Source organism: Sagittula sp. NFXS13 (assembly GCF_040148795.1).
Classification (GTDB): Bacteria; Pseudomonadota; Alphaproteobacteria; order Rhodobacterales; family Rhodobacteraceae; genus Sagittula; species Sagittula marina.
In genome coordinates, this window is sequence record NZ_JAGEMH010000001.1 from 324,481 (window position 1) to 344,760 (window position 20,280).

Annotated in this window: 21 protein-coding genes; 3 read left to right on the forward strand and 18 right to left on the reverse strand. The window is 63.1% G+C overall.

The annotated features are described in order from the left end of the window. Positions 1-20: 20 nt before the first annotated feature. From purF to alr, 8 genes are all read right to left on the reverse strand, one after another. Complete coding sequence (gene purF / locus J4E08_RS01565; protein ID WP_349537000.1) at positions 21-1,511, reverse strand: amidophosphoribosyltransferase; 1,491 nt, start codon at positions 1,509-1,511, stop codon at positions 21-23. Between the two features lie 700 nt (positions 1,512-2,211). Continuing rightward, positions 2,212-2,772: a CvpA family protein gene (locus J4E08_RS01570; protein ID WP_183965159.1), complete on the reverse strand. Its 561-nt coding sequence runs from the start codon at positions 2,770-2,772 to the stop codon at positions 2,212-2,214. Between the two features lie 54 nt (positions 2,773-2,826). Beyond that, a complete protein-coding gene (gene radA / locus J4E08_RS01575; protein WP_349537001.1) occupies positions 2,827-4,194 on the reverse strand; it encodes a DNA repair protein RadA in 1,368 nt (455 codons plus the stop codon). Between the two features lie 146 nt (positions 4,195-4,340). Beyond that, a complete protein-coding gene (locus J4E08_RS01580; protein ID WP_349537002.1) occupies positions 4,341-4,766 on the reverse strand; it encodes a paraquat-inducible protein A in 426 nt (141 codons plus the stop codon). 59 nt (positions 4,767-4,825) lie between these two features. Further along, positions 4,826-5,212, reverse strand: coding sequence for a hypothetical protein (locus J4E08_RS01585; protein WP_349537003.1), 387 nt, complete (start codon positions 5,210-5,212; stop codon positions 4,826-4,828). Between the two features lie 60 nt (positions 5,213-5,272). Then, on the reverse strand, positions 5,273-6,019 hold the full coding sequence (locus tag J4E08_RS01590) for an ABC transporter ATP-binding protein (protein ID WP_349537004.1): 747 nt from the start codon (positions 6,017-6,019) through the stop codon (positions 5,273-5,275). A 67-nt stretch (positions 6,020-6,086) separates the two neighbouring features. Then, positions 6,087-6,869, reverse strand: coding sequence for an MlaE family ABC transporter permease (locus tag J4E08_RS01595; protein WP_349537005.1), 783 nt, complete (start codon positions 6,867-6,869; stop codon positions 6,087-6,089). A gap of 8 nt (positions 6,870-6,877) precedes the next feature. Next, positions 6,878-7,915 carry an alanine racemase gene (alr, locus tag J4E08_RS01600; protein ID WP_349537006.1) on the reverse strand — a complete coding sequence of 346 codons (1,038 nt, stop codon included), beginning with the start codon at positions 7,913-7,915 and terminating at the stop codon, positions 6,878-6,880. A gap of 115 nt (positions 7,916-8,030) precedes the next feature. On the opposite strand from alr, the gene J4E08_RS01605 reads away from it, so the two are divergent. Further along, on the forward strand, positions 8,031-8,810 hold the full coding sequence (locus J4E08_RS01605) for an adenosylcobinamide-GDP ribazoletransferase (RefSeq protein WP_349537007.1): 780 nt from the start codon (positions 8,031-8,033) through the stop codon (positions 8,808-8,810). A 7-nt stretch (positions 8,811-8,817) separates the two neighbouring features. Here the strand turns inward: J4E08_RS01605 and J4E08_RS01610 are convergent, their stop codons facing one another. Beyond that, positions 8,818-10,293, reverse strand: a complete 1,476-nt coding sequence (locus J4E08_RS01610) for a replicative DNA helicase (RefSeq protein WP_183965136.1) — start codon at positions 10,291-10,293, stop codon at positions 8,818-8,820. A gap of 245 nt (positions 10,294-10,538) precedes the next feature. Then, positions 10,539-11,204, reverse strand: a complete 666-nt coding sequence (locus J4E08_RS01615; protein ID WP_349537008.1) for an orotate phosphoribosyltransferase — start codon at positions 11,202-11,204, stop codon at positions 10,539-10,541. 147 nt (positions 11,205-11,351) lie between these two features. On the opposite strand from J4E08_RS01615, the gene J4E08_RS01620 reads away from it, so the two are divergent. Continuing rightward, complete coding sequence (locus J4E08_RS01620) at positions 11,352-11,810, forward strand: thiol-disulfide oxidoreductase DCC family protein (protein WP_349537009.1); 459 nt, start codon at positions 11,352-11,354, stop codon at positions 11,808-11,810. Between the two features lie 9 nt (positions 11,811-11,819). Here J4E08_RS01620 and J4E08_RS01625 read toward each other — a convergent pair whose 3' ends face one another. Both J4E08_RS01625 and pyrC read right to left on the reverse strand, forming a co-directional pair. Beyond that, the gene (locus J4E08_RS01625; RefSeq protein ID WP_349537010.1) at positions 11,820-12,287 is read right to left on the reverse strand and encodes a DUF6647 family protein; all 468 of its coding nucleotides are present in this window, start codon (positions 12,285-12,287) and stop codon (positions 11,820-11,822) included. Positions 12,288-12,616: 329 nt separating this feature from the next. Beyond that, positions 12,617-13,651, reverse strand: coding sequence for a dihydroorotase (gene pyrC / locus J4E08_RS01630; protein ID WP_349537011.1), 1,035 nt, complete (start codon positions 13,649-13,651; stop codon positions 12,617-12,619). 85 nt (positions 13,652-13,736) lie between these two features. Between pyrC and J4E08_RS01635 the strand changes: the two genes are divergently transcribed. After that, positions 13,737-14,012: a hypothetical protein gene (locus J4E08_RS01635; protein ID WP_349537012.1), complete on the forward strand. Its 276-nt coding sequence runs from the start codon at positions 13,737-13,739 to the stop codon at positions 14,010-14,012. A gap of 3 nt (positions 14,013-14,015) precedes the next feature. Here the strand turns inward: J4E08_RS01635 and J4E08_RS01640 are convergent, their stop codons facing one another. From J4E08_RS01640 to J4E08_RS01665, 6 genes are all read right to left on the reverse strand, one after another. Next, positions 14,016-14,972, reverse strand: coding sequence for a phosphoadenosine phosphosulfate reductase (locus tag J4E08_RS01640; RefSeq protein ID WP_183965123.1), 957 nt, complete (start codon positions 14,970-14,972; stop codon positions 14,016-14,018). A gap of 135 nt (positions 14,973-15,107) precedes the next feature. Then, positions 15,108-15,767: an adenosylcobinamide amidohydrolase gene (locus tag J4E08_RS01645; protein WP_349537013.1), complete on the reverse strand. Its 660-nt coding sequence runs from the start codon at positions 15,765-15,767 to the stop codon at positions 15,108-15,110. Further along, entirely contained in the window at positions 15,767-16,522 is a 756-nt protein-coding gene (locus J4E08_RS01650) for an ABC transporter ATP-binding protein (RefSeq protein WP_349537014.1), read from the reverse strand. Before J4E08_RS01650 ends, J4E08_RS01645 begins: the two co-directional genes overlap by 1 nt. After that, positions 16,519-17,502 (reverse strand): FecCD family ABC transporter permease, encoded by a 984-nt coding sequence (locus J4E08_RS01655; protein ID WP_349537015.1) that lies wholly within the window; start codon positions 17,500-17,502, stop codon positions 16,519-16,521. Before J4E08_RS01655 ends, J4E08_RS01650 begins: the two co-directional genes overlap by 4 nt. Next, on the reverse strand, positions 17,502-18,353 hold the full coding sequence (locus J4E08_RS01660) for an ABC transporter substrate-binding protein (RefSeq protein ID WP_349537016.1): 852 nt from the start codon (positions 18,351-18,353) through the stop codon (positions 17,502-17,504). Before J4E08_RS01660 ends, J4E08_RS01655 begins: the two co-directional genes overlap by 1 nt. A gap of 25 nt (positions 18,354-18,378) precedes the next feature. Continuing rightward, positions 18,379-20,181: a TonB-dependent receptor plug domain-containing protein gene (locus J4E08_RS01665; RefSeq protein WP_349537017.1), complete on the reverse strand. Its 1,803-nt coding sequence runs from the start codon at positions 20,179-20,181 to the stop codon at positions 18,379-18,381. Positions 20,182-20,280: the final 99 nt, after the last annotated feature.

Genomic DNA, 20,280 nt, shown 5'->3' on the forward strand with positions numbered 1-20,280 from the left:
AAAACATATTTTACAGAGGATTACTCCGCCGCCTTCATCTCGAAACCCTGTTCGATCATGTCGGATGGTTTCACGGGATATTCACCGGAAAAACATGCGTCGCAATACTGCGGGCACTTGCTGTTGCGGCCTTCGGCCTGGCCCACGGCCCGATACAGGCCATCGAGAGACACAAATTTCAGCGAGTCGACGCCCAGGTGCCGGGTCATCTCCTCTTCGGACATGGTCGCGGCCAGCAGCTTTTCGCGTTGAGGCGTGTCCACACCGTAAAAGCACGGCCATGAGGTCGGCGGCGACGCAATGCGGAAGTGAACTTCTGCCGCGCCGGCATCCAGAACCATCTCCTTGATCTTGCGCGAGGTGGTGCCGCGCACGACGGAGTCGTCGACAAGGATGACGCGCTTGCCCTCGATCAGGGCACGGTTCACGTTCAGCTTCAGCCGCACACCCATGTTCCGGATCTGCTCTGTCGGCTCGATGAACGTCCGGCCCATATATTGATTGCGGATGATTCCCATCCCGAACGGAATGCCGCTTTCGTGGGCAAACCCGATGGCCGCAGGCGTGCCGCTGTCGGGCACGGCGCAGACCAGATCCGCGTCCACCGGTGCTTCGCGGGCCAGTTCCACACCGATCTGGCGGCGAGTCTCGTAAACACTGCGGTTGCCGATGATCGAATCAGGGCGCGAGAAATAAACATGCTCGAAGATGCAGAAGCGTGAGCTTGCCTTGCGGAAGGGGTGAGAGGATTCGATGCCACCGTTCTCGGTGATAACGACCATCTCGCCGGGCTCGATCTCGCGGACGTAGGTCGCACCGATGATGTCCAGCCCACAGGTTTCCGACGACAAGGCCCAGCCTGAGTCACCCACTTTGCCCAGAACCAGCGGACGGACGCCCAAGGGGTCGCGCACGCCAATCAGCTTGGTGCGGGTCATGGCAACGATCGAGAATGCGCCTTCGACACGGCGCAATGCGTCTTCCATCCGGCTTGGGATGTCGCGTTGCAGCGATCGGGCCATCAGGTGAATGATGCATTCCGAATCAGACGACGATTGAAAGATCGAACCGCGTTCGATCAACTCGCGCCGCAGAGCATTGGCGTTGGTGATGTTGCCGTTGTGGGCAATCGCCGCACCCCCCATGGAGAATTCTCCAAAGAAGGGCTGAACATCGCGAATCGCCGCGGCTTTGGATCCGGCGGTGGAATAACGCACGTGTCCGATGGCAAGCGGGCCAGGCAGCGTTTCCATCAGCGAGGCACGGGTGAAGTTATCCCGGACATAGCCAAAACGACGGACAGAGCTGAAGCCCACATCCGACGAATGTGACACGATACCACCGGCTTCCTGGCCACGGTGCTGCAACGCATGCAGGCCGAGGGCGACGAAGTTGGCAGCATCCGTGACACCGACGACACCGAAAACGCCACACTCTTCATGGAGAGTGTCGCCGTCAGCATCGAAGGGATTTGTTGTCAGGGTACGGGGGGCGGATTGGGGGTCGGACAAGAGGCGCGTCTCCGATTCCGGGTAAGGTCGCGCTCCACATACGGTGTTAAATGCGCAGTGTCACGGAAGGATCACAAAACTATCCGTGAGAGGGCTGTTTCGCCACAAACACCACAGGCCCATCGGCACGGCAGCCGGTGCTCAACCCGCCTACGGTCGCCGCACAATCGCCGGCTCGACGCCATGCGCGTCTGAGGGAGAGGTCGGTCAATGTGCGAGGGGAAAACCTGACGCGGCGCCGTAAATTGCCGTGCTCAGGACCGTCAGCGCGTCGCCATGCGCTTCTGACGGCCTTGCGACCATGGTTCTTGGTGCATCGCCAAGGTCATGGCATGTGATCCGTAGTCCACCAAGCTGCTCGGAGAGCTGTCGCCAAAAGTGAGGGGCGCGTCGGGTCTGTTCCGCCAACACGTGGCAGGCGGATATCAGCTAGTGTCGCAGGAAACAGCGTATGCGCCTGACGAATGGGCGTATCTTGATCGTAATGGTTGGGGCTCTGCGTCATCCGCTTGGCCAGACCTGCACCCTTGGGCAGACAGAATTGGCAAGGTTGCGGCATCTCAGGCGACAAAACCCTAAATGCATGCCGGTGTTTTCGATGATTTGGGGTGTGCGGAGGCGTTTTCAATCTGCGGCGCGGCGGCCGGCAATTCATGCCAGCCGCGTTGCCATTGATAATGCACGCCCCGACAGGCGGGTCTTAGACCGGCGCGTCGCAGGTGCCGACAAGCTGTTCGTATTGCGCCGTGATCCAGCCAAGCGCCTGCTCCGGGTTCTGCTCTTCGATCTTGCCGGTGAACTGGCTGAACACCGCAGCCGAACGCGAATCGTCAATCATGGCGATGTCCTGCGCGGTGATGACCGTCTGGTAGACAAAGAACCCGATCGCCACGAGCAACACGCCCCGCGCCACGCCGAACAAGAAGCCAAGCGCCTGATCGAACGCTCCCAACGCCGAGCGTTGCACCAGCGAGGAAAACAAAGGCGTGAACAACGACACGATTAACAGCGCGATGGTAAAGACCACCGCAAAGGCTGCGATGATCGACAACTCGCAACTGTCGGCAAGAAACTCGCCAACCATCGGCGCTTCCTTCACCAGCGGTTGAACTTGCGCGGCGAACATGAACGCCAGAACCGCGGCGGCGATCCAGCCGAGGATGGCCATGGCCTCCCGGACGATGCCGCGCGAATACGCCAGCAAAGCCGACATGACGATGATCAGCCCGACGACCCCGTCGACGATAGTGAAACCTTCCATAGTCGCTGCCTTTTTTGCCTGCGTTTTTGTATTTCAATCACTGGTCAGACGCCGTTATCCGGCGCCAAAGACCTCACCCACGAAACCGGCCAGATCGCTCATCTGGATCAGCTTCATCGACTTGCTGCCCCGCGCCTTGCCGCCCGTCGGCAGAATCGCGGTGGAAAAACCAAGTTTCGCGGCTTCCTTCAAGCGATTTTCGGTCTGCCCCACCGGTCTCAGCGCACCTGATAGGCTGATTTCCCCGAAAACGACAGTCTCCGCCGGCAGCGCCGCGTCCTCTCGGGCGGAAAGTAGCGCAGCCGCCACAGCCAGATCCGCGGCAGGCTCGCCAACGCGCATCCCACCCGCCACGTTCAGGTAAACATCGAGCCCGGCAAAGGGGATGCCGCAGCGTGATTCGAGCACTGCGAGAATCATCGCCAGTCGCGAGCCATCCCAGCCCACCACGCTGCGCCGAGGCTGCGAGTGGGGCGAGGGGGCGACCAGCGCCTGAAACTCCACCAGCACCGGGCGGGTACCCTCAATCCCCGAAAACACCACCGATCCGGGCGCAGGCTCGCCGCGCTCTGCCAAAAACAGTGCCGAGGGGTTCTTTACTTCGGCCAGGCCGCCGCCGGTCATCTCGAAAACGCCAATTTCGTCTGCGGGGCCAAAGCGGTTCTTGACCGAGCGCAGGATGCGGAACTGGTGGCCACGCTCGCCTTCAAAATACAGCACGGTGTCCACCATGTGTTCCACCACGCGCGGCCCGGCGAGGTTGCCCTCCTTGGTCACGTGCCCCACGAGGAACACCGCGCAGCCGCGCCGCTTGGCAAAGCTGGTCAGCTCATGGGCCGCCGCGCGCACCTGACTGACAGAGCCGGGGGCGGATTCCACATTGTCGGCCCACATGGTCTGGATCGAATCGATGATCGCGAGGTCCGGCTTGATTTCGTCCAGCGTGGTCAGAATATCGCGCAGGTTGGTTTCTGTCGCCAGCTTCACCGGCGCGTCCGTGAGGTTCAGCCGCTGCGCGCGCAACCGCACCTGGGCAGAGGCTTCCTCGCCCGAGATATAAACCACCTTCAGCCCCGCCCGCGCAAAGGCGGCGGCGGCCTGCAACAGCAGCGTCGATTTGCCGATGCCGGGATCACCCCCGACGAGTACGGCAGACGCGGGCACCAGCCCGCCGCCCAAAACGCGGTCCAGCTCGTCGATCTTGCAGGCGGTGCGCGGCGGCGGCGCTTCCTTGGACGACAGATCGGACAGCGGCACCTTGCGGCCCCGGCTGGTGCCGATGGTCTTGCCAGAAGGGCCTTGCGCCAGCGGCGTCTCCTCGACGATGGCGTTCCATTCGCCACAGGTATCACAGCGCCCCGCCCACTTGTTCGTGACGTTGCCGCATTTTTGACAGACGAACCGGCTGGTGGCCTTGGCCATGACACGCTCCCCTTGCGTTGAGCGCCGGGTTTAGACCGTCCCGCCAGAAAAGGAAACGCCGGGAATGCGGGTTCGCATCGGCTTCTGCGCTACGAAAATACTCCGGGGGCATGGGGGGCTGGCCCCGTTCCGCACGCCCCGGCACTCTAGCTGCTCCGCGCCTCGATTGCTCCGATCACCATCGACCCCAGGATCAACGCTGTGAACAGGTACAGCCCCCAGGCAGTTTCCACGCGGCCAATCCCCAGCCCCTTCGCCAGCGTCACATAGAGCGCGATCAAAAACACATCCGCCATGGCAAATTTGCCAAGAATGTTGATCGCTGTCAGCGTCCGGCGATTCCATACCCCGAACTGCACCAGCGCCAGCCCCACGGTCTTTGCCATCGGCGCCCCCAAGGCGAAAACCGCCACCACCAGCCCAAGGAACAGGTCAGAGGCCCACAACGATTGCAGCCCGGAGACCACGGAAATCTCTGACATCCCGAACAGCGGCAGCAACCCGGCCCGCATCAAGGGGGCAAACCACGACATCGGGTAGAGGAATATGAATGCCAGGTTCAGCCAGCGCATGCGTGTCCATCCTTTTGTGGATCACCCGTCCTCAGGGCAGGGCGCCTCGTGTTGCCCGCTCAGGAGGTCCACCACCACAGGCCGACCAGCGCCGCCATCATCAGGATGTGGATCCAGTCGATCACCCGCCACCGTGCGCGCGGCGTGATCGAGGAGATGAGAAACACCACCGATGGCACCAGCAGTGCGGACATGCCGCCGCCGCCCGCCATGAATTGCGCAAGGCTGGTGTAGATCGGCCCCTGGGCCAGGTTCAACGCGGGTGCAAAGGTGGTAAAGACGCCCGCAGCGGCCATCAAGAGCGTCACCAACGCCGGCCAACGTGCTATGCCGCGACCGACAATCACCCGGATCAGTGCCAGACAGGCCAGCAGTTCAAGGTAGACGAATTTCTTGATGAACAAGAAGGCAACCACCTCGGGCGGCGGCTGAAAGAAGCTTTCCATGGAACCCCCGGATACGACAGTGCGGCTGTCATGCCACCAGTGCCGCGGCTTGGCAACGGATCACCTTACGGCTTCGATCGGTCCTTCGGCGCGGCCATGAATGAACTGGTCCACATGCGCATCGCCCGAACGGTCCAACTGCGACACCGGGCCTGTCCATCGGATCTTGCCGCCGTGCAACATGGCCACGTTGTCCGCGATGGCGCGGACAGAGCTCATGTCGTGGGTGATGGTCATGGCCGTGGCGCCCATCTCGGTCACGATCTCGCGGATCAGATCGTTGATGACGCCCGCCATGATCGGATCCAAACCCGTGGTCGGCTCATCGAAAAAGATGATTTCCGGTTCGGCGGCGATGGCGCGCGCAAGGCCCACACGCTTTTGCATACCGCCCGACAGCTCTGCGGGAAAGCGATCCGCAACATCCGGCGTCAGACCCACGCGGCGCAGCTTTTCGATGGCGATCTCGCGGGCCTCGGCCTTGGGTCTTTTCAGCGATCCCCGCAGCAGGCGAAAAGCGACGTTCTGCCAGACGGGCAGGCTGTCGAACAATGCGCCGCCCTGAAACAACATGCCAAACCGGGCAAGAAAGGCATCGCGATCCTGTTGCGTCACGTCACGTCCGTCGAGCGTGATCGTCCCGGTGTCCGGAGACACCAGCCCCAGAATGCACTTCAGCAGCACCGATTTCCCGGTGCCAGAGCCGCCGATGATTACCATCGACGTGCCTTTTGTGATCTCCAGATCGACACTGCGCAGAACGTGATTGGCCCCGAAGGCTTTGGAAACGTTGGAAAGTTCTATCATGTCTCCCACCCGGATGCGCAAGGCATCGCCAAGTGGTCCGCAGGAATACGGGGGCGCGCTGCGACACTCATAGCGAAAAGAAAACTCCCGTCAGAACGAAATTCGCGGCAAGGATCAGGATGGCAGCGGCCTCGACCGACCCTTTGGTTGCACGGCCCACACCTTGCGCGCCGCGGCCAGAGTTCATGCCAAAATAACAGCCCATGGTCGCGGCGATCCCGCCAAAGGCGCAGCCCTTGGCAAGGCTCGACACCACATCCAGCGGTTCAAGGAAATCCACGGTGTTCTTTAGATACGAGGCGGGATTGAACCCCAGCGATCCGGTCGCCACCGCAAAGCCGCCGAAAACCCCGATCACATCCCCCACCGCGACCAGCAGGGGCACCACGATCAGCGCCGCCAGAACGCGTGGCGCGACAAGGTATTTCATCGGGTTGGTGGACAGGGTGGTCAGCGCGTCGATCTGTTCGGTGACCTTCATTGTGGCGATCTCTGCCGCGATGCTGGAGGTCACGCGCGCCGCGATCATCAGACCCACCAGAACCGGGCCAAGTTCGCGCACCATTCCGATGGCAACGATCTGCGGCACCACCGCCTCGGCGCTGAAACGGGCGCCGCCTGAATAGATCTGCAACGCCAGCGCGGCCCCGGTGAACACAGCCGTCAGCCCGACCACGGGCAGCGAGAGCCAGCCGATGTTCAGCAGCGCCACAGCCAGTTCTCGCCCATAAAACGGGGGCCGGACCATGTGGCTGACGGCGCGGAGGGCAAAAAGCGTCACACGTCCAAGGGCCGCCAGCAGCGCCAATGTGGCACGGCCCAACGCACCCAAAGGCTGCAGGAGAGCCATGGCCGCGCTCACCCGCCGAGGTAGCTGCGGTCGTAGCGCGCGCCGAGCGCGGTAAGGATTTCGTACCCGATGGTCCCACCCCAATCGGCCAGCAGGTCGATGCCCTGGTGTTGGCCAAGCAGCTCCACCGTTTCAGGCACGCGATCCACGGCGCTGACGTCAACCCCGATCAGGTCCATGGAAATGCGGCCAAGCACCTTGCACTTGTGCTCTCCGGCCCAAACGCTGGCCCGTGGTCCCATGGCGCGGAAGATACCATCGGCGTATCCACCGGCGATGGTGGCGACGCGGGTCGGCCGCTCCGCCACCCAGGTGTTGCCATATCCGACGCTTTCCCCGGCCAGGACGTCGCGCGACTGAATGACGGGAATATCAAGTGACACCACGGGCTTGGCATCGCTGAACGGCAGGCCGCCATAGACGCCGATCCCTGGGCGGGTCATGTCGAAATGGTAGTCCTCGCCCAGCAGAACACCCCCGGTGGCCGCCAACGAACGCGGCGCGTCAATGCCCTCGGTCATGGCGACGAAGGCCTGCAATTGACGGCGATTCATGGCGTGATCCGGCTCATCGGCGCAGGCAAGGTGGCTCATCACCAGACGCGGCTTTTGTGCCAGGGCAATGTCGCGCAGCGCCGACCATTCGGCGGGCTCCATCCCCAGACGGTTCATGCCGCTGTCGAGCTGGATGCCAAAAGGATGGCCGGGCAGCCCCTCCACATGCATCAGCATCTGGTCGATGGAGTTGATCATCGGCACCAGCCGCGCATCGCGGATCAGGGGCAGATCGCCGGGCATGTGGCCGGAGAACACGCAGATGTCCACGTCCGGTCCAAGGATGCGGCGCAGCTTTGCCCCTTCTTCGGCGATCGCGACAAAGAAGGTGCGCGCGCCTGCCCTGGCCAGCGCCGGGGCGACCCGGTCGACACCCAAACCATAGGCGTCGGCCTTCACCACCGCGCCGGTCTCGGTTTGGGAAAGGGCGTTGAGGCTCTGCCAGTTGTCACAGAGCGCGTCGAGGTCGATTGTCAGTCTTGCCTGGGCCATGGCGCCTGTCTTGGCAAGATTTGATGCCGGGTCAAGAGGGAAACGCGGCCGCATTAGGTGGTTATTGGCACTCTGACTGCCATATTGAAGTATGACGTTCGAGAGACCACTGCGCATGAAACGGGCCACCACGCAAAGACTGTCGCTTCAAGCGGACTTGTTCCGCCGCGCGTTGGCCTCGACGACAGGCTTGCCCGTGACGCGCGGGTTGCTGCCGTCCGATGATCTCGACATCCGGTCTCGCCAATTCTGGCCCGTGACGCAGGCGTTGTGCGGGCTGATGGCTGCGCTGGTGCTGTGGGGGGCAGGGCTGTTCCTGGCGCAAAGCGTTGCTGCGGTTCTTGCCTTGATCGCCTTGATATTGATGGGCGACGGCGGCAATTGGCAGGGGTTGGCGGCCACAATGGACGGGCTGACGTCAGGCCGCCGGACACAGGACGTGTTGCGGCGCATGCGCTTGCCGGGGCTGGATGCCTGTGGCGGCATGACACTGGCCTTGGGTCTGGGATTGTCAGCCGCAATTGTGGCAACGTTGCCGTCCAGCGCCGCGGGTGGGGCGCTGATAGCGGGCGCCGCACTGGGCGGCATGGCGCGCGTGCATGTCAAGGCGACAACGTGGAAAGTCGGCACCGAAGGGATGCAGGCGCGGCTGTTCACCATCACCGAAGAAGGCTACCGCGTGGCGCTGTTGTCTACCCTGCTCGTGCTGCTGGGGCTTTGGCTGACCATCGGATTCGGCGCGGCCGCCATGGCGTTTCTGGGGGCGGTGACGTCGGGCCAGACCCTGCGCTGGCGGCTTGTGTCCCGGCTGGGGGGCTTCACGCGCGAGGGGCTGGGCGCAATTCAGATCGCGGCCCAGCTTGGCGCTTATCTCGGACTGGCCCTGGCGGTGTAGCGCAGGATCAGCCTTCGTTCTGCCAAGGTTTCACAAGGTTGCCAAAGCGCGTGAACTGGCTTTCGAACGACAGCTCGACCGTGCCAATGGGGCCGTGACGCTGCTTGCCGATGATGACCTCGGCCTTGGCGTGCAGGCGCGACATGCGTTCCTGCCAGTCCACCATCTTGTCCAGCTCGTGCTCGCCGGGTTTTTCCCGTTCCACATAATATTCCTCGCGGAACACGAACATCACCACGTCGGCATCCTGCTCGATCGAGCCCGATTCCCGAAGGTCGGACAGCTGCGGGCGTTTGTCCTCGCGGCTTTCCACCTGACGCGACAGCTGGGACAGGGCTATCACGGGAATGTTCAGCTCCTTGGCGATGGCCTTCAACCCCATGGAGATTTCGGCGATTTCCTGCACGCGGTTGTCGGCGGTGCCGCGCAAGAGCTGCAGGTAGTCGACGATGATCAGGTCAAGCCCATGCGTCCGCTTCAGGCGACGCGACCGTGCGGCCACCTGCGAAATCGGCAGGGCGGGGGTGTCGTCAATATAAAGCGGGCAGGCTTCGAGATCCTTGGCAGCCTGGACGAAGCGGCGGAACTCTTCCTCCTCCATATCACCCTGACGGATTTTGTGGGACGAAATCTCTGAGGCTTCGGCGAGGATACGACCCGCCAACTGTTCCGCGCTCATTTCGAGGCTGAAGAAGCCGACCACGCCGCCCTCCAAAGCGCCGTGCGATCCATCGGGCTTTGCGCCCTTGCGATACGCCTTGGCCACGTTGAAGGCGATGTTGGTTGCCAGCGAGGTCTTACCCATCGACGGGCGTCCCGCGAGGATCAGAAGGTCGGACGGGTGCAACCCCCCGAGCTTCTTGTCCATGTCGAGCAGCCCGGTCGAAATGCCGGCCATGCCGCCATCGCGCTGATAGGCGGCGTTTGCCACGTTCACGGCTTCGGTCACGGCGCGCAGGAACGATTGGAAACCCGATTCAGACTGACCCTGTTCCGCCAGCTTGTAAAGTTTCTGTTCAGCGTTGACGATCTGCTCGCTCGGCTCGGAGGCCACGTCGACCTTCGCCGCCTGATCGGCAATGTCGCGCCCCAGACGGATCAGGTCGCGGCGAATCGACAGATCGTAGATCATCTGCGCGTAATCGCGCACCGCAAAGGTGGACACCGCGGATGCCGCCAGTCGCGCCAGATAGGCCGCGCCGCCCAGCTCTGCCAGGCCCTCGTCGTCGGCCATGAAGGCCTTCAGCGTGACCGGCGAGGCGAGGTTGTTCTTGGCGATTCGTGCTGCGGCAATCTCGAATATGCGCTGGTGAACCGGGTCATAGAAATGCTCTGCACGGATCAGCGTGGCGATCCGGTCAAAGATCTCGTTGTCGGTAAGGATGGCACCCAGAAGCTGCTGCTCAGCCTCGATGGAGTGGGGCATGGTCTCCGCCGCGTCGACTTGGACTCCGGTCGGATTGATCGCTGCGATCTCGTTCATGGTTTCCCCATTATTCTGCTGCTGTTTGGCCTGTCGCCCAGGCGGCCCACCTAGCAGATGCCAAGGCCGTCAGGCAAAATGTATATCTCTGGGGATATCTCTGTGGACCGTCGGAAACACCTTATCTTGCCCGGAAAATGCATCTCCGCGCAAGATTTGGTTTCGCTGTCTACCGGCTTTTCGGCGAGGTTACGCCGTTGCAAAAATAGACGCGCGTAAATGTAAGGCTTTCGCTACGTCAACAATCAGGCGCGGGCAGCGCGCCAGGCGTGCGGATCCTTGAGGAACGACTCGACCTCGGACAGAACGCCGGAATGCTTCGCCGGCGCCTCTGCGAGCACCTCCCACCAGGTGCACAGGTGGTGCAGTTGCACGCCGTGATCGCCCAGCGTTTTGATCGTCTCCGGGAAGATGCCGTAGTAGAAAATAACCGCTGTATGGCCACATGTCGCCCCCGTGTCGCGGATGGCGTCCACGAAAGACAGCTTTGATCCGCCATCGGTGGTCAGATCCTCGACCAGCAGAACGCGCTCGCCCTCGGACATGGCGCCTTCGATTCGGGCGTTGCGACCGTAGCCCTTGGGCTTCTTGCGGACGTAGGTCATGGGCAGCGCCATACGTTCCGCCACCAATGCGGCAAAGGGAATGCCGGCTGTCTCGCCACCGGCGATGTTGTCAAACGCCTCGAACCCGGCGTTGCGCATGACCGTGATGGTCAGGAAATCCATCAGGGTGGAGCGGATGCGCGGAAAAGAGATCAGCTTGCGGCAGTCGATATAGACCGGCGACAACTGACCGGAGGCGAGCTTGAACGGCTCGTCTTCCATGAAATTCACCGCCTCGATCTCCCACAACATGCGCGCGGTCAGGCGGGCCATTTCTTCGGCGGTGGGGTAGGTCGAGGGGATCATGGGCGGCACTCCTTTGGGCTGCCCGCCGATTAGCGGGTTTTGCCCGGCGGGGGAAGCCCGCAGGCGCGTCTCCGCTGCGTGTTTCGACCTTTTGCCGCGTGTGCCGCGCGCCGTGCTGCGATAGTGTCTCCCGGAAGGAGACTGCTCATGCGGCCCAAAACACGATTGCCCCATTCGTACCGCGCCGATCCGGCGGTGCCTGACTTTGATGATCGCTATACAGTCGTGGTCATGGATGGCGATTGCGCGATCTGTTCGGCCACGGCGCGGCGCATCGCGCGGCTTGACCGGGCAGACCGGATCCGCATTAGTACGGCGCAGTCGCCCTTGGGGCGCGGGCTGCTTGGTCACTTCGGTTTGAATCCCGATGATCCGGACAGTTGGCTTTTGCTGGAAAACGGGGAAGCGCGTGGCTCGCTCGATGCGATGATTGCGCTTTTCCCTCGGCTGCATCGAGGGTTTGCTCCGCTGAAGCTGCTGCGGGTTTTGCCGGTTGGCGTTCAGGATTGGCTGTATGCCCGGATCGCGCGCAACCGCTATCACTTTGGCAAAACCGACCTCTGCGCCATGCCCGACCCGGAACTGCAACGGCGCCTGCTGCCATGAATTTGGGCGTCAGCAGCTCTCGTACAGGTCTTTCCAGATGTTGCGGTTGGACATGGGGTCAGGCAGGCCAAGCGTTTCCAGGTAGACGCCGCCGATCTCATAGGCCTCAGCTTCTCCCCTGGACACGCAGGTCCAGGTTTCGCCGCCTTGTTCTTTTTGGGCGTGGTGCACAAGCTCGTGCAGCAAAATCTCACGCCAGAGCGGATTGCCATACGGGTTGTCAAAGTGGCTCGCGCCAGCGACGTTTTCCGCAGGAACGATGAAGATCACGTCTGGCCCGTCACGTCCCGCGACATACAATGCGTTCAGCCGTTCCTCTACCCCGTCGGCGGGCATCATATGGGCGCGACCGCGGAAAAACTGCTTCGTCAGATCCTCTCGGCTGACCTCGACCACCACCGGATGTTCCATGCCCGCAATGTCATAGGCGCTGTGATCTTCCACGAAGCTGAGAAGCAAATCAATCAAGCCTTCCATGGATGGCTCCTTTTTCTGTCCCTCGGTCTTGACCGACTTCCAGAATAGGCTAACTATACATGCCTTAAAATCAAATGAAGCTTGCGGTCGGAGATCCCGTCGTCGCAACATTTGGTGAATTGCTGTGCAATCTTTACCATATTCGGAGCGGACCGTTGGCGGAAACGCCCGGTCCAGGCGGATCTGGCGGTGACGGATCAGTCAGCTTCGCAGACGTTTGGCGTGACAACGATCAATCTTGTCGGTCACGAAATGCGCGGTGATGTGGGAGAGTTTTTTCAATCGACCAAAGGCCGGTCGGGGCACCGTCGGGCGGAGCCCCAGAGGTCTCAGAGGACCCGCCAATGCAGAGGCATCATGGGATCGAACACGGTGACCAGGCCATCCTCTGTTTCGATCTTGTCCGGATAGACAACGGGCGCGCCCTTTTCCAAGGTCACGGTCTGGTCGCTGACCGGTAGCCTGTAGAACCGAGGGCCATTCTGAGAGGCAAATGCCGACAGCTGATCCAGCGCGCCCTCCTGTTCGAACACTTCGGCCAGGATCGACAGCGTGTTCGTCGCGGTGAAGCATCCCGCGCAGCCACAGGCGTTTTCCTTCAGCGGATCGGTGTGCGGCGCCGAGTCGGTCCCAAGGAAAAACGACGGATCGCCCGATGTCGCAGCCTTGCGCAAGGCCAACCGGTGCTCTTCGCGCTTGGCCACGGGCAGGCAGTAATAATGCGGCTTGATCCCGCCCACCAGCAGCGCGTTGCGGTTGATGACAAGGTGATGCGTGGTGATCGTCGCGCCCAGATCGTCACCCCCCTCGCGCGCGTAATCCGCGCCTTGAGAGGTGGTGATGTGTTCCATCACGACGCGCAGGCCGGGCGTCGCGCGACGGATCGGGTCCAGCACACGGTCGATGAACACAGCCTCGCGGTCAAAGATGTCGATGTCCGAGTCCACGACCTCGCCATGCACGCACAGCGGCACACCGTTTTCCGCCATCGCCTCCAGCACCGGGCGCACCTTGTCAAAGTCGCGCACGCCAGACGCAGAATTCGTCGTCGCACCTGCCGGATACAGCTTCACCGAGGTGATGATGCCATCCTTATGCGCCTGCACGAGGTCGGCGGCGTCGGTTTCCTGCGTCAGATACAGCGTCATCAGCGGCGTGAAATCGCTGCCCTCGGGCAGGGCGGCGCGAATGCGGTCACGGTAGGCGCTGGCCTGCGCGCCGGTCACAACCGGCGGCACGAGGTTGGGCATGATGATCGCGCGTCCAAAGTGGCGTGCGGTCTCTGGGGTCACGGCACGCAGCATTGCGCCATCGCGCAGATGCAGGTGCCAGTCATCGGGGCGGGGCAAAGTGATCTGGGTCATGCGATTGAGCTAGCATGAGGTCGGGTTCTTCACCAGAGCCACGATGCGGGTTAAAACGTCTGAAACCGAAAGAGGGAATGTGGCGATGATCCTTACAGTCATCCTTGGCGCGCTGGCGGGATGGGGCGCCCGGCAGATCGAAACGCAGGTGACCGACCAGCTGTATCGCTGGCTGGGCGATGACCACATGATCGCCGATCAGGATCGTGGCGTGGCGTCGTTGCTGCTGTGCCTGATGGCGGCAGCGGCCACCCTCAGCCTGCTGGGCGAAAGCGGTCGGGTCTTCCTGTTCACCTTGGTTGCCAGCCTTGGCTATTTCCAGCAGGAGCTGCGCGAAAGCGTCCTGTCCCGCAAGCGCTAGCGGTCACCCGACCTGTTGAGTGGCGCCGTCTTCGGTGTCCGACGCGGCGGCATCAAGCCCGGCCAGTCGGCGCCGGAATCTCGGTGCGTTCAGGCGTGATGACACATTGTGACACAGCATACGGGTCAACGCGTCGCGTTTTTCACCGTCCGTATGGGCAAGCAGCCGGCGTAGATAGGGCAGATAGCTGCGGCGTGCGCGCATGTAGCCCGCAAAACGCTCCCGCGTCAGATTGCCCTCTGCCGTGTCTTCCAGCAGTCTTGGCATCACGTCCATCATGCGAACATCGGTCTGCAAGGCGTTGCCAAACAAAGACATTCTATGCTTGGTCACATTCGAGCGCGTGAACAAAGCCGCGTGCATGGCGTCCAATCTCTCACGCGGATCGTACAGGACGTAGGCTGCATCGGCGGCGTCCAGCATGTCAGGCGCATAGCCATAGCGCGAGGTGAAATCCAGGCGCCGCATGTCTGTGAACCGGTCATCCCATTCGGTCACGCGCGGATCGAGCGTGGCCTGCGGTTGCAGCAACAGCACGCGGGCACCGGGAGCGGCCACGGAAAAGGCCGCCGCCGCGTAGCCACACGGGCCGGCACCGTAAAACACCACCTGTTCGAATTCGTCGAAAAAGTCGTCATCAAGCAGTTGGTCAAAGAACTCATAGACGCGCGGATCGCGGAACCAAGTGTCGCCGTGGCTCAGCAGCGAGAGCGAGGACCAGCCTTTTGTGCGCACCATGTCAAAGCCCAGCGGCGTGCGGGTTTGCGACAATGCCTCGATGCCCGACATGGTTTCAAACGACACCAGCAGCGTGTCGCCATCCTCGATGAAGATACCGGCATGTCGTTTGCCCAGCGGTTCCGCAAAGCCGTGTTCCTGCCCCAACGTGCGCAGGGCTGACAACCATTCGCCGCGGCCAAGCGCGCTGAAATCGGGGGAAAAGCCGTTCTGTGCTGACATGCCAAATCCTTTGGCTCAATGCTGTGGCCAAACCTGTGGCCGAAATGGAAATTTCCGACGCTTCTCACGCCTACAGGGAAACAATGTCGTCGCTCAATGGCAAGAGTGTGGCGAAGAGGGGGAGTTTCTGTGTGCTCACTGGCCGGGACGCGGTTCGGCCTTCCAATCGCGCGCGCCCCGGGACACGGCGTCATAGACGGCCCGGCCGACGGCTTCTCCCAACGCGGTGTGCAGCCCGGCAAAGCAGGTCGGCCCCTCCGGCGCGGCGACGGCGACGCAATCGGTTCCGGTGCCGGTGGCGGGCAGCCTGTCCGGACCAATGCGGATCTCGGCATCCATGATGGCGGCGGTGCGGGCCTGAACGGCAAGGCTCATGGCCTCCAGCATCGCGGCCTGCGTCAGCCCGGTGGATATCTGCACCGCCACGTTGATCGTCCCGGCGGGCGGCGCGTGATAGGGCAGGCGCTGGCCGATCCGCTCTGCATTCGACAGTCCTACGGTGGCGAGGCAAAAAACATGTGTGTCGCCAACCTGCGCCTCGGCGGTGCAAAAGCGGCGAATGTCGCGCGAGGTCAGAAACGCCACGCTGTCGGCCACGCCGCGTGCCTGCAAGGCGTCGTCGAACCAGACCGCCACATCCAGATCCTCGGGCAGGTCGGCATTGCGCACTTCGCGCCAGACGATGCGATCCGCGGTGACAAAGCCCGGACGGTTCAGCGCCCAGCTCAGCACCTGCATGGGCTGGCCAAGGTCCAGCGTCAGCCAGGGACGATCCAGCGCCACCCGGTCCGTCATCAGATCACCGAGAGCGGCTGAAACACCGGACCTTGGTCAGTGTCGCGGAAATAGGCGGTGATGCCGAACACATCGCGCAGGCTGTCCAGCGTCAGCACATCTGCCGGAGCGCCATCAGCAGCAATGCGCCCTTCGGACAGGATAATCAGGCGCGTGCAATGACGCGCCGCCAGGCCAAGATCGTGCAACGAGACGATGACGCTGCGTCCGTCGCGGGCGAGCTTGGCGAAGGTCTCCATCGTCGAAATCTGATGCGCCGGGTCCAGTCCGGCCACCGGTTCGTCCGCCACGATCAGCGGCGTGTCCTGCGCCAGGGCGCGGGCGATCAGAACGCGCGCCTGTTCGCCACCCGACAGCCGGGTCGCAGTGCGCTGGCGAAATGCTTCCAGCCCCGTCGCAGCAATGGCCGCATCCACGCGGGCATGGTCCTCGGCGCTGGGTTTCTGGCCGCCCGCCATATGCGGGATACGGCCCAGCATCACCAGCGTGTCCACTGTCACGGGCCAGGCGATCTCGCGCATCTGCGGCATCCACGCGGCGGCACGGGCGCGATCGGCATCGCGCATCCGGGCGATGGAGCTCTGCCCCTCATGAGCGACCAGCCCAAGCGCCGCGCGCATGAGGGTGCTTTTGCCTGCGCCATTTGGGCCGATCAGCCCGACGCATTCGCCTTCGGCCACGTCAAAGCTGACATCGCGCAAAACGGGCCGATTGCGCAGGGTGACGCTCAGGTGCTCGACACGCAAAAGGCTCATCCCAACTGGCTCCGTGTCTTGTAGATCAGGTGCAAAAACAGCGGTGCACCCACCAGTGCGGTGACAACGCCGAGCTTCAGGTCGCGTTCCGGCAAGATCAGCCGAACGGCGATATCAGCGGCCAGAACCATCACAGCCCCACCCAGCGCCGAGGCCCACAGCAGCCGCGAGGGCCGCGCGCCGACCAGCGGGCGCAGGATATGCGGCACGACCAGCCCGACAAAGCCGATGGCCCCCGCCACGGCGGTGGTCGCTCCGATCACGCATGCCGTGCCCAACACCAGCACCAGCCGCAGGCGGGTCAGACGGATGCCCATGGCGCTGGCCGCGTCTTCGCCCAGTGTCAGCGCGTCGAGGCCACGACCCAGCGACAGCAGCACGCCGCCCCCGACCAGCACGAATGGCAGGGCGATCCAAACGTGGGTCATCGACCGGTCCGCAAGCGAGCCCATCATCCAGAACATGATCTCTGACGCGGCAAAGGGGTTGGGCGACAGGTTCAGCACCAGCGAGGTCAGCGCCCCGCTGAGCGCCGAAATCGCAATCCCGGCAAGGATCAGCGTCAGGGATGACCCGCGCGGCCCGGCCAGTGCGAGGATCAGCAGCACCCCGATCAGTGCCCCGGCCAGCGCCATCAGCGGCAGGCCCAAGGTGACCGTCGCCGCCACACCCGTCTGGATCGCCAGCACGGCCCCGAGTGCCGCAGCGCCGGACACGCCGATCAGCCCCGGCTCTGCCAGCGGGTTGCGCAGGTAGCCTTGCATCGCGGCGCCCGACAGCCCAAGGCTCGCGCCCACCAGCACCGCAAGGATCGCGCGCGGCAGGCGAATTTCGCGCATGACCATGGTCAGCGGGCTGGAATCGTCGACGACCAGCGCACGCAGGCTTTCAAACGGCCCGATCTGCGCCGGGCCGAGGGTCAGCGCGATCACAAACAGGCCGACCGTCAGAAGGGACAGCCAAAGCGCGGGACGTGCCATCAGGGCTCCTTGGTCAGGGCGTTGCGCAGGGGGCGCAGGCCTTCGATCGCGCGCAGCACATAGGGCGTGCCGCAGACCCAATCCTTGTCGGAGAAGCTCGCATCAGCGCGCCCCTTGCGCAAGGCTTCGACCACGGGATGATCGAGGATCGCCTCTGACCGCGACGCGCCGGGGTAGGGGCGGGACGTGACCAGCGCGTCCGGCTGTGCCAGCGCCAGAACCTCCAGCGGGATGCGCCCGAAGGAGGGAAAGCCCAGCTTGCCTGCGATGTTCTCGAACCCGGCGGCGGCGAGGATTTCGCCCGACAGGGTCTTGTCGCCGGAGGTGTAGCCGTTGGCATAATACAGTGCGGCGGTGGGACGTTCATCGACCTCTGCGCGAAGGGCGGCCAGCCGCGCGTCGAAATCGGCGATCATGGCGTCCGCGGCCTCTTGGCGTCCCAGAAGGTCGCCCATCTGTGCCATGCGATCGCGCACCTCCGCCAGCGAATAGGCCGGGGCGAAGCGCGCCACGGTAATGCCCAGCCGTTCCAGCATATCCAGGGTCGCCTGCGCCGAATAGCTGCCCGCGATCACCAGATCGGGCTGCATGAGATAGATGTCTTCGGCCAGCGCGTAGTTGATGCGATAGTTCTGCGCCTCTTCGGTCATGGCGGACACCTGCGGGTCCAGCGCCACGTCAGAGACGGAAATCAATTGCCCTTCCGCCGCCAGCATCATGGCAAGCTGATCGGTGCACAGGTTGACGGAGACGACCCTTTCGGGGCGCTCCGGCATGTCCTGCGACACGGCAGGCAAAGCCACCGCGACCGTGGCCGCGATGACAGAAGGACCGGCGCAGGCCCGGAGCATCCCCCGGACCCGCGACGAAAAATGCTCAGAAGGAGGTCTTGATACCGACATAGACAGCCCGACCGGAGGTGTTGTAGCCGCCAGCGGTTTCATAATCCTCGTCCAGCGCGTTTTCGACCCGCATGTACAGTTCGCTGTCGTCCATCACGTCGTAGCTGAGCCCAAGATTGACCAGCGTGTAATCACCGACCTTGTGATCCGTCGGGGCAAATTCCGACGCCTCGATGTCGGCCAGGCGCTGCACCTCGGCACTGCCACGCAGGCGCGGGGACAGATCTGCTTCCACACCCAGAACCAGATCATAGCGCGGCACACGCTGTGCCGCGACGCCATCTGTTTCGGCGTTGGTATAGGTGTAGGCCCCGGCAAAGGTCACAGCATCATTGAGCGCATAGGCCCCCGACAGTTCCAGCCCCTCGGATACGGTGGTGCCGGAAACCTGATTGTAGGTCGAGGTCCCGAAGTCATAGTCAATGCGGTCGTCGATCTCGGTGTAGAACAGGGTCGCCTTCACAAAGGTGTCCTGACCGTAGCGCTTTTCGATGCCGATCTCGGCGGTGCGGCTGTTCTCGGGGTCGAGATCGGGGTTGCCGTAAGAGCTGTAGCGCTCGAACAGGGAGGGCGCGCGATAGCCTGTGCCCGCGACGGCGCGCAGGATCAGGTCGGGGGCAATGCCGTAGGTCATGGCCAGACGTCCGGTGGTCTGCCCGCCAAAGTCGGAATTGTCATCGTGACGCAAGGCGAACGACAGCGTTGCCGCATCGTTCATCTGCCAGCGCACTTCGCCGAACGCCGCGCTGTTCACCTCGTCTTCCTCATCGAAGCCTGACGTCTCCGCAGTTTCCACGGTGCCGGTCAGGCCAAAGTCCGCGGTGATCGCGCCACCGGCGTCGTAGCCCAGCTTGAACTCCGCCTCATCGCGCATACCGTCGAAAAAGGTGGTGAAGCCGGTCGGGTCATCGCGCTCGATGGAATAGCGGCTGAAGGCCAGCAGCGCCGTCAGCGGGCCGCCGTTGTTGCCTTCGGCGAACACGCGCGCGCCGCGCTCGATGGTGAAATTCTGTCCATCGGGGTTGGTGTTGCTGCGGTCGATGTCCAGCTCGCTGTCGCGCCAGAAGGCGGTGAAGCCCACTTCGACGGCCTCTGTCACGTCGTAGCGGGCCGAGGCCACGACCTCATCCTGCCAGAACCCATCGTCCTCATCGTTGCCCGGACGGGTGGAGAACCCCTCCGTCGCGGTGCGGCCAAAGGTCAGGCCGATCTCGCCACGTGCGGATTTATACCCGGTGGAAGCAGACCCGATGAAGGTCTCGTAGCTGCCGGCCTCAAGCGCGACCTCGGCGGAGGCACCGTCACGCGTGGGCTTCCAGCTTTCAAGGTTGATCACGCCGCCAATCGCTTCGGAGCCATAAAGCGCCGATTGCGCGCCCTTGAGCACCTCGACCCGCGACACGGCCGTGCCGGACAGGCGCCCAAAGTTGAAGGACGTCTGCGCACTGGACGGGTCGGACATGTCGATGCCGTCAAAGCGCACGGCGGTATAACGCACGTCCAGCCCCCGCACGCGCAGGTTGGTCGTGGTGCCAAGCCCGCCGTTGGACGAATAGGACAGGCCGGGCTGGCGCGACAGGGTCTGCAAAAGCGGGGTGTCAGCAGCCACGGACAGCGCGTCTTCTTCGATGATCTCCACCGTGGAGGCGGTCTGTTCTGCCGGAACCGGCGACAGGCTGCCCGACAGAACCAGCGTGCCAAGGTCATAGGCTTGCGCGTGTGCGGTCGAGGCCAGCGCACAAAGCGCGGTGGTGCAAAGGATGCGTGCGTGGGTCATACACGGACACTCCGTCTTGGTGATCCGGTCAGGGACCACGGGTCAGATCTGGTGCCCGACAGACAGATCCGACGGGCCCGACGAAACGTCACCTCAACG

Excerpts from the sequence above, each read along its gene's own strand:
- J4E08_RS01615 (WP_349537008.1), bottom strand. The coding sequence starts at position 11,204 with ATGATCCCCTCGACCTACCCCACCGCCGAAGAAATGGCCCGCCTGACC.
- pyrC (WP_349537011.1), bottom strand. The coding sequence starts at position 13,651 with ATGACCCAGATCACTTTGCCCCGCCCCGATGACTGGCACCTGCATCTG.
- radA (WP_349537001.1), bottom strand. The coding sequence starts at position 4,194 with ATGGCCAAGGCCACCAGCCGGTTCGTCTGTCAAAAATGCGGCAACGTC.
- J4E08_RS01610 (WP_183965136.1), bottom strand. The coding sequence starts at position 10,293 with ATGAACGAGATCGCAGCGATCAATCCGACCGGAGTCCAAGTCGACGCG.
- alr (WP_349537006.1), bottom strand. The coding sequence starts at position 7,915 with ATGGCCCAGGCAAGACTGACAATCGACCTCGACGCGCTCTGTGACAAC.
- J4E08_RS01640 (WP_183965123.1), bottom strand. The coding sequence starts at position 14,972 with ATGTCAGCACAGAACGGCTTTTCCCCCGATTTCAGCGCGCTTGGCCGC.
- J4E08_RS01605 (WP_349537007.1), top strand. The coding sequence starts at position 8,031 with ATGAAACGGGCCACCACGCAAAGACTGTCGCTTCAAGCGGACTTGTTC.
- J4E08_RS01595 (WP_349537005.1), bottom strand. The coding sequence starts at position 6,869 with ATGGCTCTCCTGCAGCCTTTGGGTGCGTTGGGCCGTGCCACATTGGCG.
- J4E08_RS01645 (WP_349537013.1), bottom strand. The coding sequence starts at position 15,767 with ATGACGGACCGGGTGGCGCTGGATCGTCCCTGGCTGACGCTGGACCTT.
- J4E08_RS01580 (WP_349537002.1), bottom strand. The coding sequence starts at position 4,766 with ATGCGCTGGCTGAACCTGGCATTCATATTCCTCTACCCGATGTCGTGG.
- J4E08_RS01620 (WP_349537009.1), top strand. The coding sequence starts at position 11,352 with ATGCGGCCCAAAACACGATTGCCCCATTCGTACCGCGCCGATCCGGCG.
- J4E08_RS01665 (WP_349537017.1), bottom strand. The coding sequence starts at position 20,181 with ATGACCCACGCACGCATCCTTTGCACCACCGCGCTTTGTGCGCTGGCC.
- J4E08_RS01655 (WP_349537015.1), bottom strand. The coding sequence starts at position 17,502 with ATGGCACGTCCCGCGCTTTGGCTGTCCCTTCTGACGGTCGGCCTGTTT.
- J4E08_RS01590 (WP_349537004.1), bottom strand. The coding sequence starts at position 6,019 with ATGATAGAACTTTCCAACGTTTCCAAAGCCTTCGGGGCCAATCACGTT.
- J4E08_RS01570 (WP_183965159.1), bottom strand. The coding sequence starts at position 2,772 with ATGGAAGGTTTCACTATCGTCGACGGGGTCGTCGGGCTGATCATCGTC.
- J4E08_RS01625 (WP_349537010.1), bottom strand. The coding sequence starts at position 12,287 with ATGGAAGGCTTGATTGATTTGCTTCTCAGCTTCGTGGAAGATCACAGC.
- J4E08_RS01660 (WP_349537016.1), bottom strand. The coding sequence starts at position 18,353 with ATGCTCCGGGCCTGCGCCGGTCCTTCTGTCATCGCGGCCACGGTCGCG.
- J4E08_RS01585 (WP_349537003.1), bottom strand. The coding sequence starts at position 5,212 with ATGGAAAGCTTCTTTCAGCCGCCGCCCGAGGTGGTTGCCTTCTTGTTC.
- J4E08_RS01650 (WP_349537014.1), bottom strand. The coding sequence starts at position 16,522 with ATGAGCCTTTTGCGTGTCGAGCACCTGAGCGTCACCCTGCGCAATCGG.
- J4E08_RS01635 (WP_349537012.1), top strand. The coding sequence starts at position 13,737 with ATGATCCTTACAGTCATCCTTGGCGCGCTGGCGGGATGGGGCGCCCGG.